Source organism: Paenibacillus piri (genome assembly GCF_004354045.1).
In the GTDB taxonomy this organism is placed as follows: Bacteria; Bacillota; Bacilli; order Paenibacillales; family NBRC-103111; genus Paenibacillus_S; species Paenibacillus_S piri.
Window position 1 is genome coordinate 37,714 of record NZ_SMRT01000023.1, and the last position, 17,224, is coordinate 54,937.

At 50.4% G+C, this 17,224-nt stretch carries 12 protein-coding genes; 6 read left to right on the top strand and 6 right to left on the bottom strand.

The genetic code is table 11. The annotated features are described in order from the left end of the window. The first annotated feature begins 53 nt into the window (after nt 1-53). Nucleotides 54-1,859, top strand: coding sequence for a cache domain-containing sensor histidine kinase (locus E1757_RS31055; protein WP_133235625.1), 1,806 nt, complete (start codon nt 54-56; stop codon nt 1,857-1,859). Beyond that, nucleotides 1,840-3,495, top strand: coding sequence for a response regulator transcription factor (locus E1757_RS31060; protein WP_165972372.1), 1,656 nt, complete (start codon nt 1,840-1,842; stop codon nt 3,493-3,495). Before E1757_RS31055 ends, E1757_RS31060 begins: the two co-directional genes overlap by 20 nt. A gap of 366 nt (nt 3,496-3,861) precedes the next feature. On the opposite strand, the gene E1757_RS31065 is transcribed toward E1757_RS31060, so the two are convergent. Further along, nucleotides 3,862-4,749: a LysR family transcriptional regulator gene (locus E1757_RS31065; protein WP_133235629.1), complete on the bottom strand. Its 888-nt coding sequence runs from the start codon at nt 4,747-4,749 to the stop codon at nt 3,862-3,864. Nucleotides 4,750-4,872: 123 nt separating this feature from the next. Between E1757_RS31065 and thrC the strand changes: the two genes are divergently transcribed. Next, nucleotides 4,873-6,150 carry a threonine synthase gene (thrC, locus tag E1757_RS31070; protein WP_133235631.1) on the top strand — a complete coding sequence of 426 codons (1,278 nt, stop codon included), beginning with the start codon at nt 4,873-4,875 and terminating at the stop codon, nt 6,148-6,150. 96 nt (nt 6,151-6,246) lie between these two features. Here thrC and pckA read toward each other — a convergent pair whose 3' ends face one another. From pckA to E1757_RS31090, 4 genes are all read right to left on the bottom strand, one after another. Next, nucleotides 6,247-7,779 (bottom strand): phosphoenolpyruvate carboxykinase (ATP), encoded by a 1,533-nt coding sequence (gene pckA, locus E1757_RS31075; RefSeq protein WP_133235633.1) that lies wholly within the window; start codon nt 7,777-7,779, stop codon nt 6,247-6,249. Between the two features lie 24 nt (nt 7,780-7,803). Further along, a complete protein-coding gene (locus E1757_RS37005; protein WP_281282560.1) occupies nt 7,804-7,971 on the bottom strand; it encodes a GapA-binding peptide SR1P in 168 nt (55 codons plus the stop codon). Further along, nucleotides 7,947-8,984, bottom strand: a complete 1,038-nt coding sequence (gene gap / locus E1757_RS31085; protein ID WP_133235635.1) for a type I glyceraldehyde-3-phosphate dehydrogenase — start codon at nt 8,982-8,984, stop codon at nt 7,947-7,949. The genes E1757_RS37005 and gap overlap by 25 nt, the downstream gene beginning before the upstream one ends. A gap of 509 nt (nt 8,985-9,493) precedes the next feature. Next, entirely contained in the window at nt 9,494-10,765 is a 1,272-nt protein-coding gene (locus E1757_RS31090) for a rhamnogalacturonan lyase family protein (protein WP_133235637.1), read from the bottom strand. 223 nt (nt 10,766-10,988) lie between these two features. Between E1757_RS31090 and E1757_RS31095 the strand changes: the two genes are divergently transcribed. The 3 genes from E1757_RS31095 to E1757_RS31105 all read left to right on the top strand — a co-directional run bounded on the left by E1757_RS31095 (nt 10,989) and on the right by E1757_RS31105 (nt 15,458). Next, complete coding sequence (locus tag E1757_RS31095) at nt 10,989-11,972, top strand: ABC transporter permease (protein WP_133235639.1); 984 nt, start codon at nt 10,989-10,991, stop codon at nt 11,970-11,972. Between the two features lie 15 nt (nt 11,973-11,987). Next, nucleotides 11,988-12,854, top strand: a complete 867-nt coding sequence (locus E1757_RS31100; protein ID WP_133235641.1) for a carbohydrate ABC transporter permease — start codon at nt 11,988-11,990, stop codon at nt 12,852-12,854. A 258-nt stretch (nt 12,855-13,112) separates the two neighbouring features. Further along, the gene (locus E1757_RS31105) at nt 13,113-15,458 is read left to right on the top strand and encodes a helix-turn-helix domain-containing protein (protein WP_133235643.1); all 2,346 of its coding nucleotides are present in this window, start codon (nt 13,113-13,115) and stop codon (nt 15,456-15,458) included. A gap of 63 nt (nt 15,459-15,521) precedes the next feature. On the opposite strand, the gene E1757_RS31110 is transcribed toward E1757_RS31105, so the two are convergent. Continuing rightward, nucleotides 15,522-17,090 (bottom strand): extracellular solute-binding protein, encoded by a 1,569-nt coding sequence (locus E1757_RS31110; protein ID WP_133235645.1) that lies wholly within the window; start codon nt 17,088-17,090, stop codon nt 15,522-15,524. Nucleotides 17,091-17,224: the final 134 nt, after the last annotated feature.

Here is a 17,224-nt window from a genome sequence, read left to right on the forward strand (position 1 = left end):
TTAAGAGGACGGTTCAGTAATCAACTTGCCGAAAGAAAGAAGGATGGATTCCTATGAAAATCGGACAAATACGATTAAAGCCCTTGCTATTTCTGCTGCTCATCCTGCTGTGCAGTTTTTTCCTACTGAGCGTCTCCGTGCTGAATTATCAGATCGTCTCGAAAATCATTGCCCGCGAGCTCGGGGGCGCCCAATTGGAGCTGCTGTATAATTACCAGTCCCGGATGATGGGCCTGATCGAGAACATTGAGAGCACCGCGTTGAATATTTCCACTCACGACAAGCTGAGAGACGCTTTGGAAAAAGATTACACCAACACCTATCAATATTTCACCATGCGCAAGGATTTGGAGGACTGGCTCAATGGCATTATGTTCAGCAACTCGAAAATTAGCAGCATTTATATATACAGCGACAAATTCAAGCCCCGTCCCAAGGTGGGCAACCATCTGCTGCCGCTTGACAGCATTCAATGGAGCTCGGAATTGTCCCGCCTGAACTCCGTAAATTCCATATGGATTCAATCCCGTCCTGAAACTGGTAAAAATGCCCAAAACCCGAAACGCATTCTGACCTATGTAACGCAAATTTACAGCCTGAGCGGTGCACCGATCGGCTATGTAGAGGTCAATCTGGATGCCGAACTGCTGCAAAATGTGATTCGATCCGATACGAACCAAAACCTGCCCAATCAAGCGTTTCTGCTGCTCGATACCGAAGGAAGGCTAATGTCGGACTTGAATCCGGGACAATCCGCTTATAAGCTGAACGATGCGGAGCGAACCCGTATCGTCGACTTGTCCCATCAATTGGATCAGGGCATCTACTCGATTACATTGGACAATAAGCCTTCGCTGTACATCAACTATCCGAATAAATATTCCAATTGGGGGCTCATCGAGATCACCCCTTTTGACAGCATGTTTCAAATTTTATCCGAGTTCCGGCATTATGCGATACTGATTGGAGCATCCGGACTCATTATTATCTTTTTGGTGGCATCCTTCCTGTCAGGACGTCTCATAGCTCCGATCCGGGATATTTTGGCCGGCTTCAAGAGCATTGAGGCGGAGATTTATTCTTCCGTTTTGAAGCAGCATGTCATTTTTGAATTTAACCAGCTGCATGTCAGCTTCGGCCGAATGGCCGACAGGCTCAAGCATAATATCGATAATCTGCACAAACAGCATGCGCTGATCCGGGAGGCCGAGCTGCGCGCCCTGCAAAACCAGATCAACCCGCATTTTTTGTACAACACGCTCGATATTATCAATTGCATGGCGGCGGAGAAAGGAATTACGGAAATCAGCCTTGTCGCCAATCGTCTCGCCAACCTGTTCCGCATCGGTTTAAATAAAGGCAATTCCTTCGTCACGCTCAGGGAGGAGCTGGAGCATTGCCTTGCTTATGTGGACATTCAGCAAATCCGGTTTCCCGACAAATTTAGCTATACGGAGACGGTGGAAGACGAATTAAAGCAATGCCTTGTCCCCAAAGTCATATTGCAGCCGTTTATTGAAAACGCAATCAAACACGGCTTTACGGGCCTGCCTGCCAGGCCAGACGCCCGCATCCGCATTTATACGAAACGGCAAGGCGTTTCCGCTTATCAGATTATCGTCGAAGATAACGGAAGAGGACTCCCGTCCTCCGATGAGACTGCAAACCCGAGACCAAACCCGTTGTCCAGCGGATACGGAGTCAAGAATGTAAACGAACGAATCCGGCTCTATTTCGGCCGGGAGTTCGGCATTGAAATGCGCAGCGGTCCTGTCCGTGGGACGCAAGTGAGGATTACTTTGCCTGTAATTCAAGCAAATGACGAGAGGGGCACTATGTATGAAAGCATTATTAGTTGACGACGAAAGATTCAGCATCAATGCTCTGAAGAAAATGATTCCCTGGACCGAGATGGGCGTCGATTCGCTGATTACGGCCGAAGACGGCATTGACGGCTGGCGCCAATACAAGCTGCACGATCCGGATCTTATTTTGACGGACATCAGTATGCCGAACTTGAACGGACTCGAGCTGGTCAAAAGAATTCGAACCGTCGACTCCCAAGTGCCTGTCATCATCTTAAGCGGTTACGACGATTTTGACTACGCCAAGGAAGCCGTGCATCTGAAAGTATCTCATTATTTTTTAAAGCCGATCGTTCATACCGAAATCATCCCCATCATCCGGCAATTGCTGGATGAAGCAGGGACGGTTCGGACGCAGCAGCAGTATTTTCTGGACATGCAAAAGCAGCTGAAGGAAGCGCTTCCGGTTTTAAGGGAGCAGCTGCTGTTTGATATCGTCAACGGAAAAGTAAAGGAAGGCGAAGAGCTGCGGAGGAAGCTGGATTTCTTCGCCATGGACGCCAAAATCACGCAGGGCGGCTTGATCATGAGCCTGGAGCTTTACCGTCTGAACAATGAGAAAACGTTCTCCGAAAATGATTGGTATTTATATAAGTATGCGGTATCCAACATCGCTCAGGAAGTGATCGATCAATTCGGAGGCGGCGGCTATATAGTCAGATATGAAGACGACCGGCTGCCCTTGATCATTTTCGGAAACAATGCGGAGGAGGTTCGTGCAAGGGCCGGGACGATCGCTTCGAAAATTATAGAACATACGGCGAAGTGGCTGGAAATCCCTTCCAACATAGGGATCGGGCGCTATATCGGCGGATTTAACCGGTATGTGCAATCCCATAAAGACTCCAAGAACGCGCTGCAGAACAGCGCGATGAACGGGTTCGAGAACATCTCGCATTTCGAGGAATATGATATGCTCCGGACGGGATTCGAATCGTTCAGCGCTGAGGAAACCGATATGATTGTACATGCGATTTTAAAAAGCGATAAAACGGAGCTGCTTGCTTTCTGGAGCTCGATCGAGAAGCGTCTCGCCAATTCACCGGAGCATCTGCTCGCTTATATTACGATGGTTTGTTCGGGGTTTTTGATCGGCGTGATCATGAAAATCGTAGAGGAAACCGAGCGGGCCACCGAGCTTCAGGCGGCGATTCAATTGCAGGATCTGTACAGTATACCGTCTACGGAAACGCTCGTTTCCCGCATGAAAGAAAAGCTGCTGCTGCTGTGCGAATGCCTGCAATCCGGTCATTGCGAGCATAAATATGTCGAGATGATTAAACAATATATCGAGACTCATTATCAAACCGAATTGTCCGTTCACGATATTGCCAGACATCTTCACCTGTCGCGCACCTACATCAGCAAGCTGTTCAAAAGAGAAACGGGCGACAGCATAACCGGATACATCATTAAGTCCCGCATCCGTATGGCCAAAAAAATGATGGAGCAGGAACCGGATTTATTGATTTATGAAATCAGCTCCAAGGTCGGCTACGCCGATCAAAATTATTTTTGCCGCGTATTTAAAAGCGTCGCGGGTCTGACACCGTCCGAATATATGGTCAAAGCAAAGCGGAAGCAGCGGGTACCTGTTGCCGCGTTAACCGGGGAAAAGGGCTCCGTCTAGCGGATAAAACAGTCTGAAGGCCCCAAGCTCGCTTAGGGCCTTCTCCGTATACATTTTGGGGCGGATGCTACAACAATCTATGTGAGAGATTGATGCAATATCGCGGTATAGAAATGGCGCTAAATAAATTGGTAAAAATTGTAAATAATAAATACTATCAACGATTCAGCAAACGCACGGCCTGTCACAGACGGATTTCTTGATACATGAAAATCCGTCTGCGAACTCTGGCCTGCCCGTTGACGTTTACTTTCTGTTGAAAATCCTGTACATGATGACTGCCGTCTCCGCTCTCGTTGCATTTCCAAGCGGATAGAGCCCTATTCCGTCACCTTCAAATCACAGCCGGTCCTCTGCGCCTTATATTTAACAATGCATTCCATCCAGCGCATTCAGAAATGCGACAGCCGCAGGCGGAAGTGGATCGCCCGCACGAACGCATCGGGAAATCGGATTTGCTACCGGCGGGACGTTGGTTTCAAGTCTAGCCAACAAGCCGGCATCCACATAAGTCTGCACCTCCATTCTGGACGCAATAGTAATGCCGAGTCCTTCAACCGCGGCACGAATCGTTTCCTGCGGACCGTCCAGTTGCACGGCCGGCTGCGGCGGCGTGACGCCTGCCGTTCGGTACAATGAAAATAACGCCTCCCGCGTAAAGCTTCCCGGCTCGCGCAAAATGAACGGTTCCTTGGCAAGCTCGCCAAGTGAATGAACGCCAGCCGCCAAGCGGTGATCCGGAGGAGCGACGAACCACAGCTCATCCTCATAGCACGGCAAGGAGATGATAGAGGGCGGAAGACTGTGCTGCCCTCCGATCCACGCAATATCCGCTTCATAATGAAGCAGCTTGGTCAATACGGCTTGCGCATTGCCGGACGCTACCGCCACTTTCACCTCCGGTGAGGAATGACGAAAGGAGCCTATCCACGCAGGCAGCATGAAATTGGCCGGCAAATAGGTCGCCGCCAATTTCAAATCCCCTCTTTCGCCGCGCCGGTACGCTTCACACTGGGCGTCGATATCGGCTTCAAGCAAGAATAGCCGGTCGGCTTGGGCAAAGAGCCAGCTGCCGGCCTCGGTCATAACAATGCCGCGTCCATGGGGACGCGTTAATGCGAAGCCGAGCTCCTTCTCCAGCTTGCGAAGCTGGATCGTAACCGCAGGCTGGCTAATATTCAGCCGTTCCGCCGCTCCCGATACAGTTCCCGTTACAGCAATCTCGCGAAATAACCGAAGAGCATGTAAATTCAACGGATCCTCACCTCACAATTATATAATTATAATTTATGATTAGTTAAATAACATATATTATATTTATTCGTTCAATTCCTTTATTGTAGAGTAGAACACATGATACGTAAAGGAGTTGTTCACATGGCGAACGAGGCAAATGGGGTTCAAATTTACTGTACCGATTGCGGAACGGTCATGCAGGGATGGAAGGAAACGATATGCCGTTGCGGCGGCACATGGGATGTTCGCCGACCGATCGCGTCAATGGACGGCGAGCGATTGCGCCGGCTGTTTGACGAACGTCTCGGGCAGCGCAGCGGTGTTTATGCAAGCGGAGTATGGCGATATCGCGAGCTCATCGCGCCGGAATTGCCGGAAGAGGCTCTCGTTTATCGAGGCGAAGGCAACACGGGTCTTTACGATTCGACTGCCGCCGCCCAATATGCGGGGGTAAGACGGATATGGCTGAAGGCGCAGAGCGAAAATCCGAGCGGCTCGTTCAAAGATAACGGCATGGTCGCCGCCGTTTCCCACGGGCGATCGCTTGGCAACAAATGGTTTGCCTGTTCTTCGACGGGGAATACATCCGCATCGCTGGCGATGTATGCGGCCTGGTGCGGTTTGCAATCGCTCGTGCTCGCCCCGGCCAAAGGCATTTCCCCTGCGAAGATCAGCCAGACGTCGGCTTACGGAGCACGAATACTGGCTTTCGACGGTACGTACGACGATGGCATTCGTTTTCTCCGGCAAAGCGCCGAAAAGCTTGGCCTCTATGTATGCAATTCGTTGAATCCTTATCGAATCGAAGGCCAGAAAAGCATCGTGTATGAGCTGGCACAGCAGCTGGACTGGTCGCTGCCCGATTGGATCGCCATCCCTGGCGGAGCGCTTAGTCATGTTTCGGCGCTGGGCAAAGGATTGGAGGAATTGTTTGCTCTTGGGCTAATAGGCAGGCTGCCGCGGATTGCGCTTATTCAGGCGGAAGGAGCAAGCCCGTTTCATCGCATGGTGCAAAGCGGAGCCGCTTCGCTCACGCCCGAACCGAAGCCGAATACGCGCGCCAGCGCGTTAAATATCGGAAATCCGCCGAGCTGGCGCAAAGCGCTGAAAGCTCTGCAGATGACGAACGGAGTGACGGCAGCGGTCAGCGACGAACAAATTATGGCGGCCAAACGCATCATCGACAGGTCCGGCATCGGCTGCGAACCGGCTTCAGCCGCAACTTTGGCGGGTGTCTTGAAGTTGCGGACGGAAGGAATCATCGATGGCGATGAGACAGCAGCCTGCATCCTAACGGGGAATTTGCTGAAAGATATCGATGCGCTTCACGAGCTGTACGAAAATGCCGGTGACGCGTCGGGGGGAACCCTGAACGTAGAGCGGGTGGCGGAGTTATGTTCAGTTCAAGCGTCTCCGTGAAGCATCGGTTAAGTTAAGGGAAAGCCCGACTAATCATTGTCTGGTAATTCAAAAAAAGCTGACGCTTGATTTTGTCAGGCGTCAGCTTGCGAATTATTATTGATTAAGTGAAAATTTTTTATAATTTTGCGCGAATTTATCCAGCAGCTCTTTGGCCGCCTGTTCGTAAGCCTCCGCATGTACCCAAGTATTTCGAGGCTGCAGCAATTCGCGGGGAACCTCTTCTATGAAATCGGGGCATAATAAATTGAAGATCGGATCGGCAGTAAATCCCGCTTTCTCGATGCTTCCATCCAAAGCCGCACTAACCATCTTGCGGGTATACGATAAATTCATTCTTGTCCCTACTCCGTACGGCCCTCCGGTCCAACCGGTATTGACCAAATACACCTTAACTTGATGCTCTTCAATTTTTCTCCCCAGCATGTCCGCGTACACTTTCGGATGCAACGGTAAAAACGGCGCCCCGAAGCAAGCGGAAAATGTCGCTTCAGGCTGGGTAACTCCCCGCTCCGTACCGGCCAGCTTGGACGTATACCCGGACAAGAAGTGGAACATCGCCTGTTCCTTGGTCAATTTCGAAATCGGGGGCAGCACCCCGAACGCATCCGCCGTTAAAAAGATGATCACGCCAGGTTGACCGGCTATGCCGGGAATGACGGCATTGGAGATTCGATCGATCGGATAGGCGGCACGGGTATTTTCGGTCAGGCTTGTATTCTTGTAATCGGCAATGCCCGTAATCGGATCAAGTACTACGTTCTCCAGCACCGTTCCTTGTCCGATGGCCCCCCATATTTGCGGCTCCTTCTCTTCCGAGAGACTTGCGCATTTGGCATAGCAGCCGCCTTCAAAATTATAAACGCCATGATCCGACCACCCGTGCTCATCGTCCCCGATCAATCTGCGTTTCGGGTCAGCGGATAAGGTTGTTTTGCCGGTTCCCGAAAGTCCGAAGAACAGCGCGACATCCCCGGCCTCCCCTACATTAGCCGAACAATGCATCGGCAATATCCCCTTCGACGGAAGCAAATAATTGAGCACGCTGAAGATGGACTTCTTCATTTCGCCCGCATATTCCGTTCCCCCGATCAGCACCAGCCTTTGTTCGAAAGAAACGCATATGAAGGTTTCTGAGAATGTGCCGTCTTTTTCAGGGTCTGCCTGTAATCCCGGCAAGGAAATCACGGTAAATTCCGCGCGATGATTCCGCAATTCATCGTCAGTTGGACGAATAAATAATTGACGGGCGAACAAGTTATGCCAGGCGTATTCATTGATGACCCGAATAGGCAGTCTTTCATTGGGATCAGCCCCCGCGAATCCGTCGAAAACGAATAACTCCTTGTCTTCCATATAAGCCAGCGCCTTCTGGTACAGACGATTGAAATCCGCGCAAGTCATCGGCTGATTCACTTTCCCCCAATCGACCGATGCGGAAACGGCAGCCTCTTCAACAATATACTTATCTTTGGGGGAACGTCCGGTAAAGTTACCTGTGAATGCCCGCAGCGCTCCGGTCGAAGCCAGCGCGCCTTCCTGACGATCCAATGCATGTTGAATCAACTGTTCTACGGACAAATTATGATGCAAGGCGCTTGTTTTAGACGAAATCAAATCGGTTAGCATGTTATTGGTTCCTTTCATAGGAAATTAACATTCTTGTTTTTCCTTTATTTCTTTTCGAAGCTCCAGACACTCCGGCTGCCTGCAATCCGAATAATAAGTAATCAGTCTTTCCGAATCAAAGGTCGCAATCGTCGATTGGCAATGTTTGCAAACGATAATCCCCAAGTCTAAACACTTTGTTGTGTCATCCATACTTGATTCATCTCCTTTGTCATCAATCCGACTAATTCAACTACACGACTCGCATAAGCCCATTCGTTGTCATACCAGGCAAGCACTTTAATTTGGTTATCCATAACCATAACGGATGTACCGTCAATAACCGCCGACTTGGAGCAGCCGATATAATCCGATGAAACGAGTAGCTCCTCCGAATAACCCAGGTAAGCCGACAGTCGGCCTTGGGCTGCCTGCTTAAACGCTTCTTTGACCTGCTCTAAAGCGGCTGATTTCGCTACCTTCACCGTTAGATCGATAAGAGATACATCTTGTGTCGGTACTCTGAGGGAAATGCCTTGAATATGGTTTGCCAAATGTGGAAGCACGTCAACAAGCGCTTTGCCAACACCTGTTGTTGTAGGGACGATAGAATCCATGCAAGAACGGGCTCTTCGCAAATCTTGATGCGGATTATCCAGATGGTTCTGATCCGAGGTAACCGAATGCACCGTCGTCATCCAGCCCGACTGAACCCGGAAAGCTTGATCGAGGACATAAAGTATCGGGGCGAGACAGTTCGTTGTGCATGAAGCAGCGGATACAAGACGATGCTTGTGCGAATCAAATTGATGGTCGTTCACACCTGCAACAATCGTCAAATCCATCCGCTTGCCCGGGGCAGTAATCAGGACATGGGAAGCGCCTCCCGTGAAATGCTTGCTTGCGCCATCCCGATCGTTAAACTGGCCGGTAGCATCAACGACAAACCGTACCCCGAAAGCGGACCAAGCGATACGGGCCGGTTCCCTTTCGTACGTAATTTGAATGACTTGCCCGTTAATTTCAAGGTTTCCGTCTCGGACCTGAATGTCGGCGTCCCATCTGCCATGTACCGTGTCGTATTTCAAGAGGTGTGCAATCGTTTCTACAGGATAAATGCTATTAATCACCTTTAATTCGTAATCCGATTGCTGCTTGGAATAAATAATCCGGATCAACAGCCTGCCAATTCTCCCCATCCCGCTAATTCCAACACCAATCCCCAATACTGCTTCCTCCCTTTACTTCTATATAATACGTCATAATAATGAATTTAGTGTACTATATTTATGGAACCATGCATAATTAAAAATTTTTATAACGGTAAAACAAAATATATATCGCATTTATTGTAATTATGACGTACTATTTGATTTGCTTAATTGTACCGAGTTATATAAATAGATTGAGATAAACGCGCTTACGTCTCGCCGGCAAAGGGCAGAACAAAGTCCCCCAAAAGTGACGTGAAGCTCTGAAGCCAATTCCGATTACTTTTGGGGGAGCCCCCGGTTTCCACAGAAATTTGCTGCGCATAATTTCCTAAACAAATAAAAAACGCCTTGCGGCGTCCTTGGTGTAGGATATACGTTTAAGCGTTGAGAGGGATGGATGTGTGGTGACAGCACTCGATTCCACTCCTCGGTTTCACCGTACGAGCAGGTTGTGCAAAATCGACCTCCACGTATATTTTTCCTTGCTTCTTCACATTTTGCATGTCAAAATAACAAGCCGCTTATTCCACTTGACCGCCGGGATAGAGCGTGGAGCTGTAAAGCCGTTTAATTTGCTTTAAAGGTTTGCCGGAAACCGGTCTGGACAGGTCGGTTTCCTTGCTGGCGAAAATCGAAGCCGCCTCATGATCATAGATGATCACCTGTTCTCTCCCCTCTCCAAGCAGATCGGCATGAGCCACATAACCGTCGACCGGGAAGCTGACGACAGCGTTCATATGCCCGTCGTACAGCGTAGGATTGATCCCGCCGCCTCTCCGGTAAGCCAATATATAATCGAGCGGACCGTCGTCCCAATGGCTGATCGTTTCGACGATCGTCAACCAGCCGCTTGTCGTCCGCTTCTCTTTCCATAATTCCCGGCCGTCCGCATCCAGAAGGAACATGGCATCCAGGCCCTTCTGCCGCTTGCCCGTATCCTCCCGTACGAGCCGGTCCAGCCCTGCGACCTGCAGCCCCGGCAGGTCATCGCGGAATTTGCCGAGCGCCACATGCTGCGATTCCACCGACCCTTCGTACCTCCACAGCTCCTTGCCGCGCCGATCGTACATCACCGTCACGCTTCCCCCGATGACGAGCTCCGGTTCGCCGTCTCCGTTCACGTCGCCGGTCCAGATGCAGTCGGCGTGGTCTTCCAGATCATGACAGGACCACAGCAGCTTGCCTTGATGGTCCAGCATATCGTATCCGGCCATCACTTCGTCCCGGCCGTCGCCGTTCCAATCGTATGCCCACGGGTAGTGCCCCGTGTTCCCTTGATGCGTCCACAGCAGCTGAAACTGCCGGTCGAATGCCCACATCCGCGAGTAACGGTCTTTCAAAATGAGATCGCCCGGACGCCCGCGGCCGGACAAATCGGCAATGATTATGCAGTCGTGAGCCTGCGGATCGAGCAGCGCCTGCGTCTGCTTGATCATTCCTGTTGCGCCATCCACAATGACAAGCCTGTCATCCATGACGCAAAGGACCTCAAGCCGTCCGTCACCGTCCCAGTCATACACTTGCGCCGGGTAATCCGCGCCCGGTCCTCCAGCCTCAGCACTAGGCTTGCCTGTCTGCCAAAGCAGATTGCCAAGAAGATCGTACGCCGTCAAACATTGCACTTGATGCGGAATATGACGGACATCTTTCCGGTCGCCCGGCTGCACCATCACGATTTCCATTCGTCCGTCGCCGTCCAGATCGCCAAGCAGCAGCTTGCACCGGGGACCGGCGCTCCGGATATCTACCTTGCCCAATAACAAGCAGCATTCCGGTTGTGTCGTTGAGCTCATACAAGATCCTCCTGACTTTCCATTTATGATCCAAACTGTTATTGATCGTAACCAACCGAACCTTGAACCGCAACCGCATTATTTTGTTCCGCACACTGCCGTCGTTACAAAATAATACTACAGCTTGAAACGAACGGAGCAAAAAAGTGCGGTTGTAGGAAACCGCTGCATTTTATATATTGATGACTATACATGATTTACGACTTACGAGGAGTGTGATGCTATGGAAGCGGAAAGACGAAACGGGCCGCAGACAGCCGCCGTCAAAGAAGCGCGGCTGTCTGCGGCCCGAAACGGATATTTTCCCCGGCTTTGGACGGATGTCAGGCGCGATAAATATTTATTCATTTTGGCGCTGCCGGGTATTGTCTATTTTTTACTGTTCAAATACGTCCCGATGTGGGGCATTTTGATGGCGTTTCAAAACTATTCCCCATATACCGGCATTTGGGACAGCCAGTGGGTAGGCCTGGAGCATTTTCGCCACTTCTTTACGATACCGGATTTCGCTCTGCTGTTCCGCAACACCATGGGCATCAGCCTGCTCAATTTGCTGTTCTTTTTCCCGCTGCCGATCGTTCTTTCCTTGCTGCTGAACGAAATGCGCAGCCAGCTCTATAAACGATTTGTCCAATCGATCGTGTACATGCCGCATTTTTTGTCCTGGGTCATAATTGCGGGCTTGACGTTTCTGCTTTTCGCCAAGGGCGAAGGCTTGTTCAACAAAATGCTTGCCGCCGCCGGTTTCGCCCGCATCGATGTGCTGACCAATCCCGACGCGTTCTGGATCATGCTTACGCTGCAGTCGATTTGGAAGGAAGCCGGATGGGGGACCGTCATTTTCCTCGCTGCGATTGCCGGGATCGATCCCGGGCTGTACGAAGCGGCGAAGATCGATGGAGCAAGCCGGCTCCGTCAAATGTGGCATATTACGCTGCCTGCCATGCGTACGGTTATTATTATTTTGCTCATCCTGCGATTGGGCCACATTATGGATGTCGGGTTCGAGCAGGTGTTCCTCATGTACAACGGGGCCGTATCCCAGGTTGCGGAAGTGTTCGATACGTATGTATACCGCGTCGGAATTCAGCAGGCGCAGTTCAGCTACAGCACGGCGGCCGGCTTGTTCAAGGCCGTGGTAGGGCTGGCGTTGGTCGTGCTGGCCAATAAGCTGGCCAAAAAATTCGGCGAAGAAGGCGTCTATTAAGGGGGCGAAAATTTAATGAAGCATTCGATCAGCGACCGGTTGTTTTCAATTATAATTGCCGCCGTTCTTGCCCTGATTGCCATTGTGACGTTTTTCCCGTTTTATTACGTGCTGGTCGTTTCCTTCACCGAGCCGTCGGAATATTTGAGCAAGCCGTTTATTTTGTTTCCCCGGCAATGGTCGTTCCAGTCGTACGAATACTTGTTGACGACGAAATCATTCGTTCGAGCGCTCAGCAACAGCGCGTTTCTCGCTACGGTAGGAACGGCTTGCAGTCTGGTCGTCACGGCCGCGCTGGCTTATCCTTTATCGCGCAGAAGAATGCGGGGCCGGAGAAAAATCATGATGATGATTTTATTCACCATATTATTCGGTCCCGGGATGATCCCTTCCTACATGCTGGTTCGCGATATCGGGCTGATCAACAGCATCTGGTCGTTGATTATTCCTGCGCTCGCCAGCGGATGGAACGTCATTTTAATGAGAGGATTTTTTGACAGCATCCCGACCGAGCTTGAAGAATCGGCTGCGATGGACGGCTGCAACGATTTGTCCATCTGGTTTCGCATTATTATTCCCCTCTCCTTGCCTTCGCTGGCCGCTTTCGGGTTATTTTACGCGGTGGGCTACTGGAATCAGTTTTTTTCCGCGATTTTATATTTGAACCAGCCGGAAAAATGGCCGATCCAGGTATTCCTGCAAAATATGCTGATTACGGCTACCAACAGCGAGCTGAATTCGGACGTATATGCCCAGCCCCCTCCTTCGGAGACGCTGAAAATGGCCGCCGTCATCATCGCGACCGTGCCGATTCTTGCCGTTTATCCGTTTCTGCAGAAGCATTTTGCCAAGGGGGCCATGGTCGGCTCCGTGAAAGGATAAACAAAGCCGGATTCGTTTTATCCGATTACGACTTTATCGGGTTAAGACCTCCACCTCTAAGGCGGGCCTTGAATCAGGTGGGGGAGAGTCCCCATCTGATTCCCCGATGTTCAGCAAAGCTGAACGAGTTCACTGCAGCAGCTTGCGGCGCGTATTGGACGCGCCTTTATTTTTTGGAAGCGGAGGTAGGGTTTCCGACCTTCTGTATAGAATTGCTAAGAAAAACAACTGCAGGATGATGAGGTGATCGGCTTGATCTTGGAGTCTTGGTTAACGTACAAAAAGAGTGATCCCACATTAAAAAGAGTGTTTTACCGGAAAATATGGAGTATCATCCTGCTTATTACGAGCATACAGGGACTATTTATCGGCCTGGCCATCTATTGGGTGGCCAAGGAAAACATCGGCAATGAGCTGCTGAGGCTGCACCGCAACCAAATCGTGCAGCGTGCGGAAAACATAGACGATCAATTTGCATATCTGGAAATGATGTTCGCTCACTGGGCATTCGATCCGAAATTCGACGATAAGCTGAAAAACCTCGATTTCCGCTATAAATACGAGCAAATTCTCGATCTTTACCGCACGCTGCTCGTGATGGAAGGCAACCATCCGCTCATCCAAGGGGTCGAGCTGTATTTGAACACGCCCCGGCCGTTTATTATCAACAAAAATATTTACGTTTATTTGGAGGATCAATCGGACATCAGCCGCTACCAGCATTTATTGCAGCAAAAAAAGCCGATGTTTTGGACGGAAGGCTTCCGCCACAAAACGCTGCAGGACGATGAAACCGCTATCACGGTTGTCAATCATATACCCGGCGGCAGTTCGGAGCCTATAGGTTTTATTACGGCCTCCCTGAATAAAGAACGGATGGTGAAGCTGCTGAAAACATTGACCCCGTACAATGAAGGGTCCACGTTTCTTATGCCCCGGGACGGCAGCTGGATCATATCCGGCAATGAAGAAAAAAACGATGACCTGGTCGACGCGCTGCGCGCAAAACTGGCTCAAAATGAAAACCAGCCGGACGCTTTTCTGTTTAATTACAACAACGTCGCCTATTCGGTTTCCTACGGGCAGTTCAGCAGGCTCGGAACGACGTGGATCTACGTATCCGCCGCTCCGCTTACGGCCGTCACGAAGCCGGTTATTTTTATATCGCAAATCTTTTTGGTGGTCAGCTTCGGCGGATTAATGCTGGCGCTGGTTTTATCCTGGCTTGCTTCGCACCGGCTGTACTCGCCGATCGACCGGTTGGTCCGCTTGCTGAAGAGAGAACGCGGAGGCGATCAACGGTCCGATAATAAAGACGAGTTCGAGTGGATCGAAGGCCAGTGGACCCGTATGGCACAGGAAAGCAGGTCGCTGCGGAACCGGCTGGAGGATCATCTGCCGATTGTGCGCGAAAGCTTTATTCACCAATTCGTGCAAGGCTATCAGTTTGCGTTGAACGAGGAAGAGATCGCGGAGCGTCTCAGCCAATACGGATGGGACCTGTCCGGCAGGCTTTTTGTCATCCTGATCGTTCAGCTCTCCGGATTATCCAACTTGAACGGCCGTTTCTCGCCCGGGGATGAAGGATTACTTACGTTTGCCGCTGCCAATATCGCCAAAGAATTGGCGGAACAAAACTTCGAACAGTTTCACGTGCTTAATTTTCACGATTTATCGATAGCGCTGCTGGTCGCCGTTCCCTCGGAAATGCCGGTAAAAGAAACGAGAAAACATTTGCGCGGATTTGCGGAACAATTAATGGAAATGATTCATCGTATACTGAAAATGCGAATTTCGCTCTCGATCAGCAAAATGACGCAGCACATCAAGCAGATTCCTTTTCTGTTAGAGGAGTCCAGACAGGCGTTAAGCTACCGGAATTTGTCCGACGAGAACCAGGTGATCGATCAGGAGGAATTGAACATTTCCGACCCGTCCAATGCGTTTTATTATCCGTTGGCGCTGGAAAAAGAAATTATACGCTGCATTCAACGCGGCTCCGAAGATGATGCGGTGAAGCTGATCGGGCGGTTTCTGCAGGAGCTGTCCGACAAATGTCTGCACGAGGTTACGGTTCAGCATGCCATGCTGCAGCTGCTCGGCGGTATCCTTCATACCTTGATGCAATCGGGGGTCAACACGATGAAAATATACGAGGGCGCCAATCTGTTCGAACAGCTCGTCTCCCATAAAGAAAAAGCGGATTTGCTGCGGTGGTTCCAAAATCAGGTGATCGAGCCGATCATCCGGGAGCTGATCAGCAAGCAGGATTATCACTTGAAGCAAATGGTGGATAAGACGGTCGTCATGTTGAAAGAACGCTATATGATGACCGATCTTTCACTTGAATATTGCGCCGATCAATTCGGAACGAGCCCCTACACGCTAAGCAGAGTGTTCAAACAAATTACAGGTACGAACTTCATCGACTATTTATCCAATCTGCGTATCGAACGGGCGAAAGATTTGCTGCTCGGCAGCGATATGAAAATAACGGATATCGCCGACCGTGTCGGTTACCAGAACAATTATTTCACACGCGTATTTAAAAAATACGAAGGCATCACGCCAGGCCAATTCCGCGAACGGTACCGGTCGGGTTAAATATATGCGAAAGGCGCCAACCCTTAAGCTATACGAAGCTTACGGCCGGCGCCTTCTTTCTGTCTATTTGCCTGCTGCCGTACGCTGCTTATAAGCCGCGTTGATTTCCTGAATCATTTTGGCGACGTTCGGATCGGCCTTCAGCTTGGCAGCATAATCGTCCCAGGCGGAAAGCGGCTCGACGCCGATGACGATTTTCGTTTTTAAATCCTGATTTTTTTTCATCAGCTCCGCGTTGATTTTTTGCTGCGTTTCCGAGTACAATCCGAGCGCATAGTTCGGCACGGTCGTTTTCCGCCGCTCTTCCTGCGCCTTGGCGAACCTGTCGCCCATGTCCCCGAAAATCTCTTTCGGGAAAGAAACCTTAAAGTACTCCGGATCGGGGGGGCCGCCGATGAAAATTTGCTGATAATCGCCAATCGCATCGCGGTTTTTGGCTTCGACGTTGATCACTTTTTCACCGTTTTTCACATTGTAATGAACGCCTTCCAAACCGTATTTAATCAATTCATATACGTCCTTGTTCATCCCGGCATCCATGACTTTCAAAATCCGCTTCATTTTCGCTTCCGGCACCTTCTTCGGAATCGCATAAATACCGGCAAAGCCGCTTCCTTTCGGATTGTAGCCGTTCACATCGACCAGTTCGGTCACATTCGCCTTAGGGTCGATTTTCCGCTGTTCGTTCACATAATTGGCCATCGTGCCGTCTTTCTCCGACACAACGCCGGCTTTCCCCACTTTGAACAAATCGCGCGCCTGGCTGACCTTCAGAGCGGCCAAATCTTCAGGCAGCAGCTTTTCCTTGTACAGCTTGGCCATATATTCCAACGCTTGCCTTTGCTCGGGCATTAAAGGGACATATGCCAGTGTTCCGTCCTGCTGCAGCTTCCAATCCCCGGTCGCGCCTGTAAAGATCGCTTCGAAGGGGCTCATTCCTCCCATGCTGTCAACGTTAAAATATCCTCCGTATCCGATCGTATCGTTTTTGCCGTTTTTGTCAGGATCGTTTTCCGTGAACGCTTTCATAACCTGGTACAGCTCATCGGATGTTTTGGGCACCTTTAACCCCAGATTATCCAGCCAGTCCTGGCGCAGAATGAGGAAGGTTTCGCCGTCGACCGAGCGCGGGCGCGGCACGCCGTAATTTTTGCCGTCCTGCATTTTGGTTGAATCCCAAGCAACTTTATCGATGTACTGGGATAAATTCGGGTAATCTTTGATATACGGGCTGACATCCCAAAATGCGCCCTGCGCCGTCATGGTGCGGAACACTTGGGTGAAAGGGTCGCTGATATAAACCATATCCGGCATATCCCCCGACGCTAACGTCACATTCAGCTTATCGTTATAATTGTTCGATGAAACCCATTGAATTTTCAGATTGGAATTCGTCAACTGCTCCAATTTCTTTTCAAATTCCGTATTATCCGCTGCCGGAGTCTGGGCGAAGAAGTTCGTCATAACCGTGATGTCAACCGGCCCTTCCTGATTCGCAGTCTGTCCTGCCTGATTCCCCTTGGCATCGCCCGGGTTTGAGCTTGGGCCGGAACCTGAACCCGAACTGCATGCGCTCGCAAGCAATGAAACAACTGTCGTCATGCAGACAAAAGTAAAAGCGGCTTTGTTCATACTCGATCCTCCCTCTGATTTGCCGATATAAAACGACGATGATTACATAAAACGATTTGCTGATAACAGGCAAAGCGCCTTCTGTTTTCAGGTTAGCCGAGCCGAACGTTTCCTGCAACCGCACTTTTTTGTGA

Coding starts and splice junctions, on each gene's coding strand:
- E1757_RS31055 (WP_133235625.1), top strand. CDS start 54: ATGAAAATCGGACAAATACGATTAAAGCCCTTGCTATTTCTGCTGCTC.
- E1757_RS31060 (WP_165972372.1), top strand. CDS start 1,840: ATGAAAGCATTATTAGTTGACGACGAAAGATTCAGCATCAATGCTCTG.
- thrC (WP_133235631.1), top strand. CDS start 4,873: ATGGCGAACGAGGCAAATGGGGTTCAAATTTACTGTACCGATTGCGGA.
- pckA (WP_133235633.1), bottom strand. CDS start 7,779: ATGCTAACCGATTTGATTTCGTCTAAAACAAGCGCCTTGCATCATAAT.
- E1757_RS37005 (WP_281282560.1), bottom strand. CDS start 7,971: ATGGATGACACAACAAAGTGTTTAGACTTGGGGATTATCGTTTGCAAA.
- E1757_RS31090 (WP_133235637.1), bottom strand. CDS start 10,765: ATGAGCTCAACGACACAACCGGAATGCTGCTTGTTATTGGGCAAGGTA.
- E1757_RS31095 (WP_133235639.1), top strand. CDS start 10,989: ATGGAAGCGGAAAGACGAAACGGGCCGCAGACAGCCGCCGTCAAAGAA.
- E1757_RS31100 (WP_133235641.1), top strand. CDS start 11,988: ATGAAGCATTCGATCAGCGACCGGTTGTTTTCAATTATAATTGCCGCC.
- E1757_RS31110 (WP_133235645.1), bottom strand. CDS start 17,090: ATGAACAAAGCCGCTTTTACTTTTGTCTGCATGACGACAGTTGTTTCA.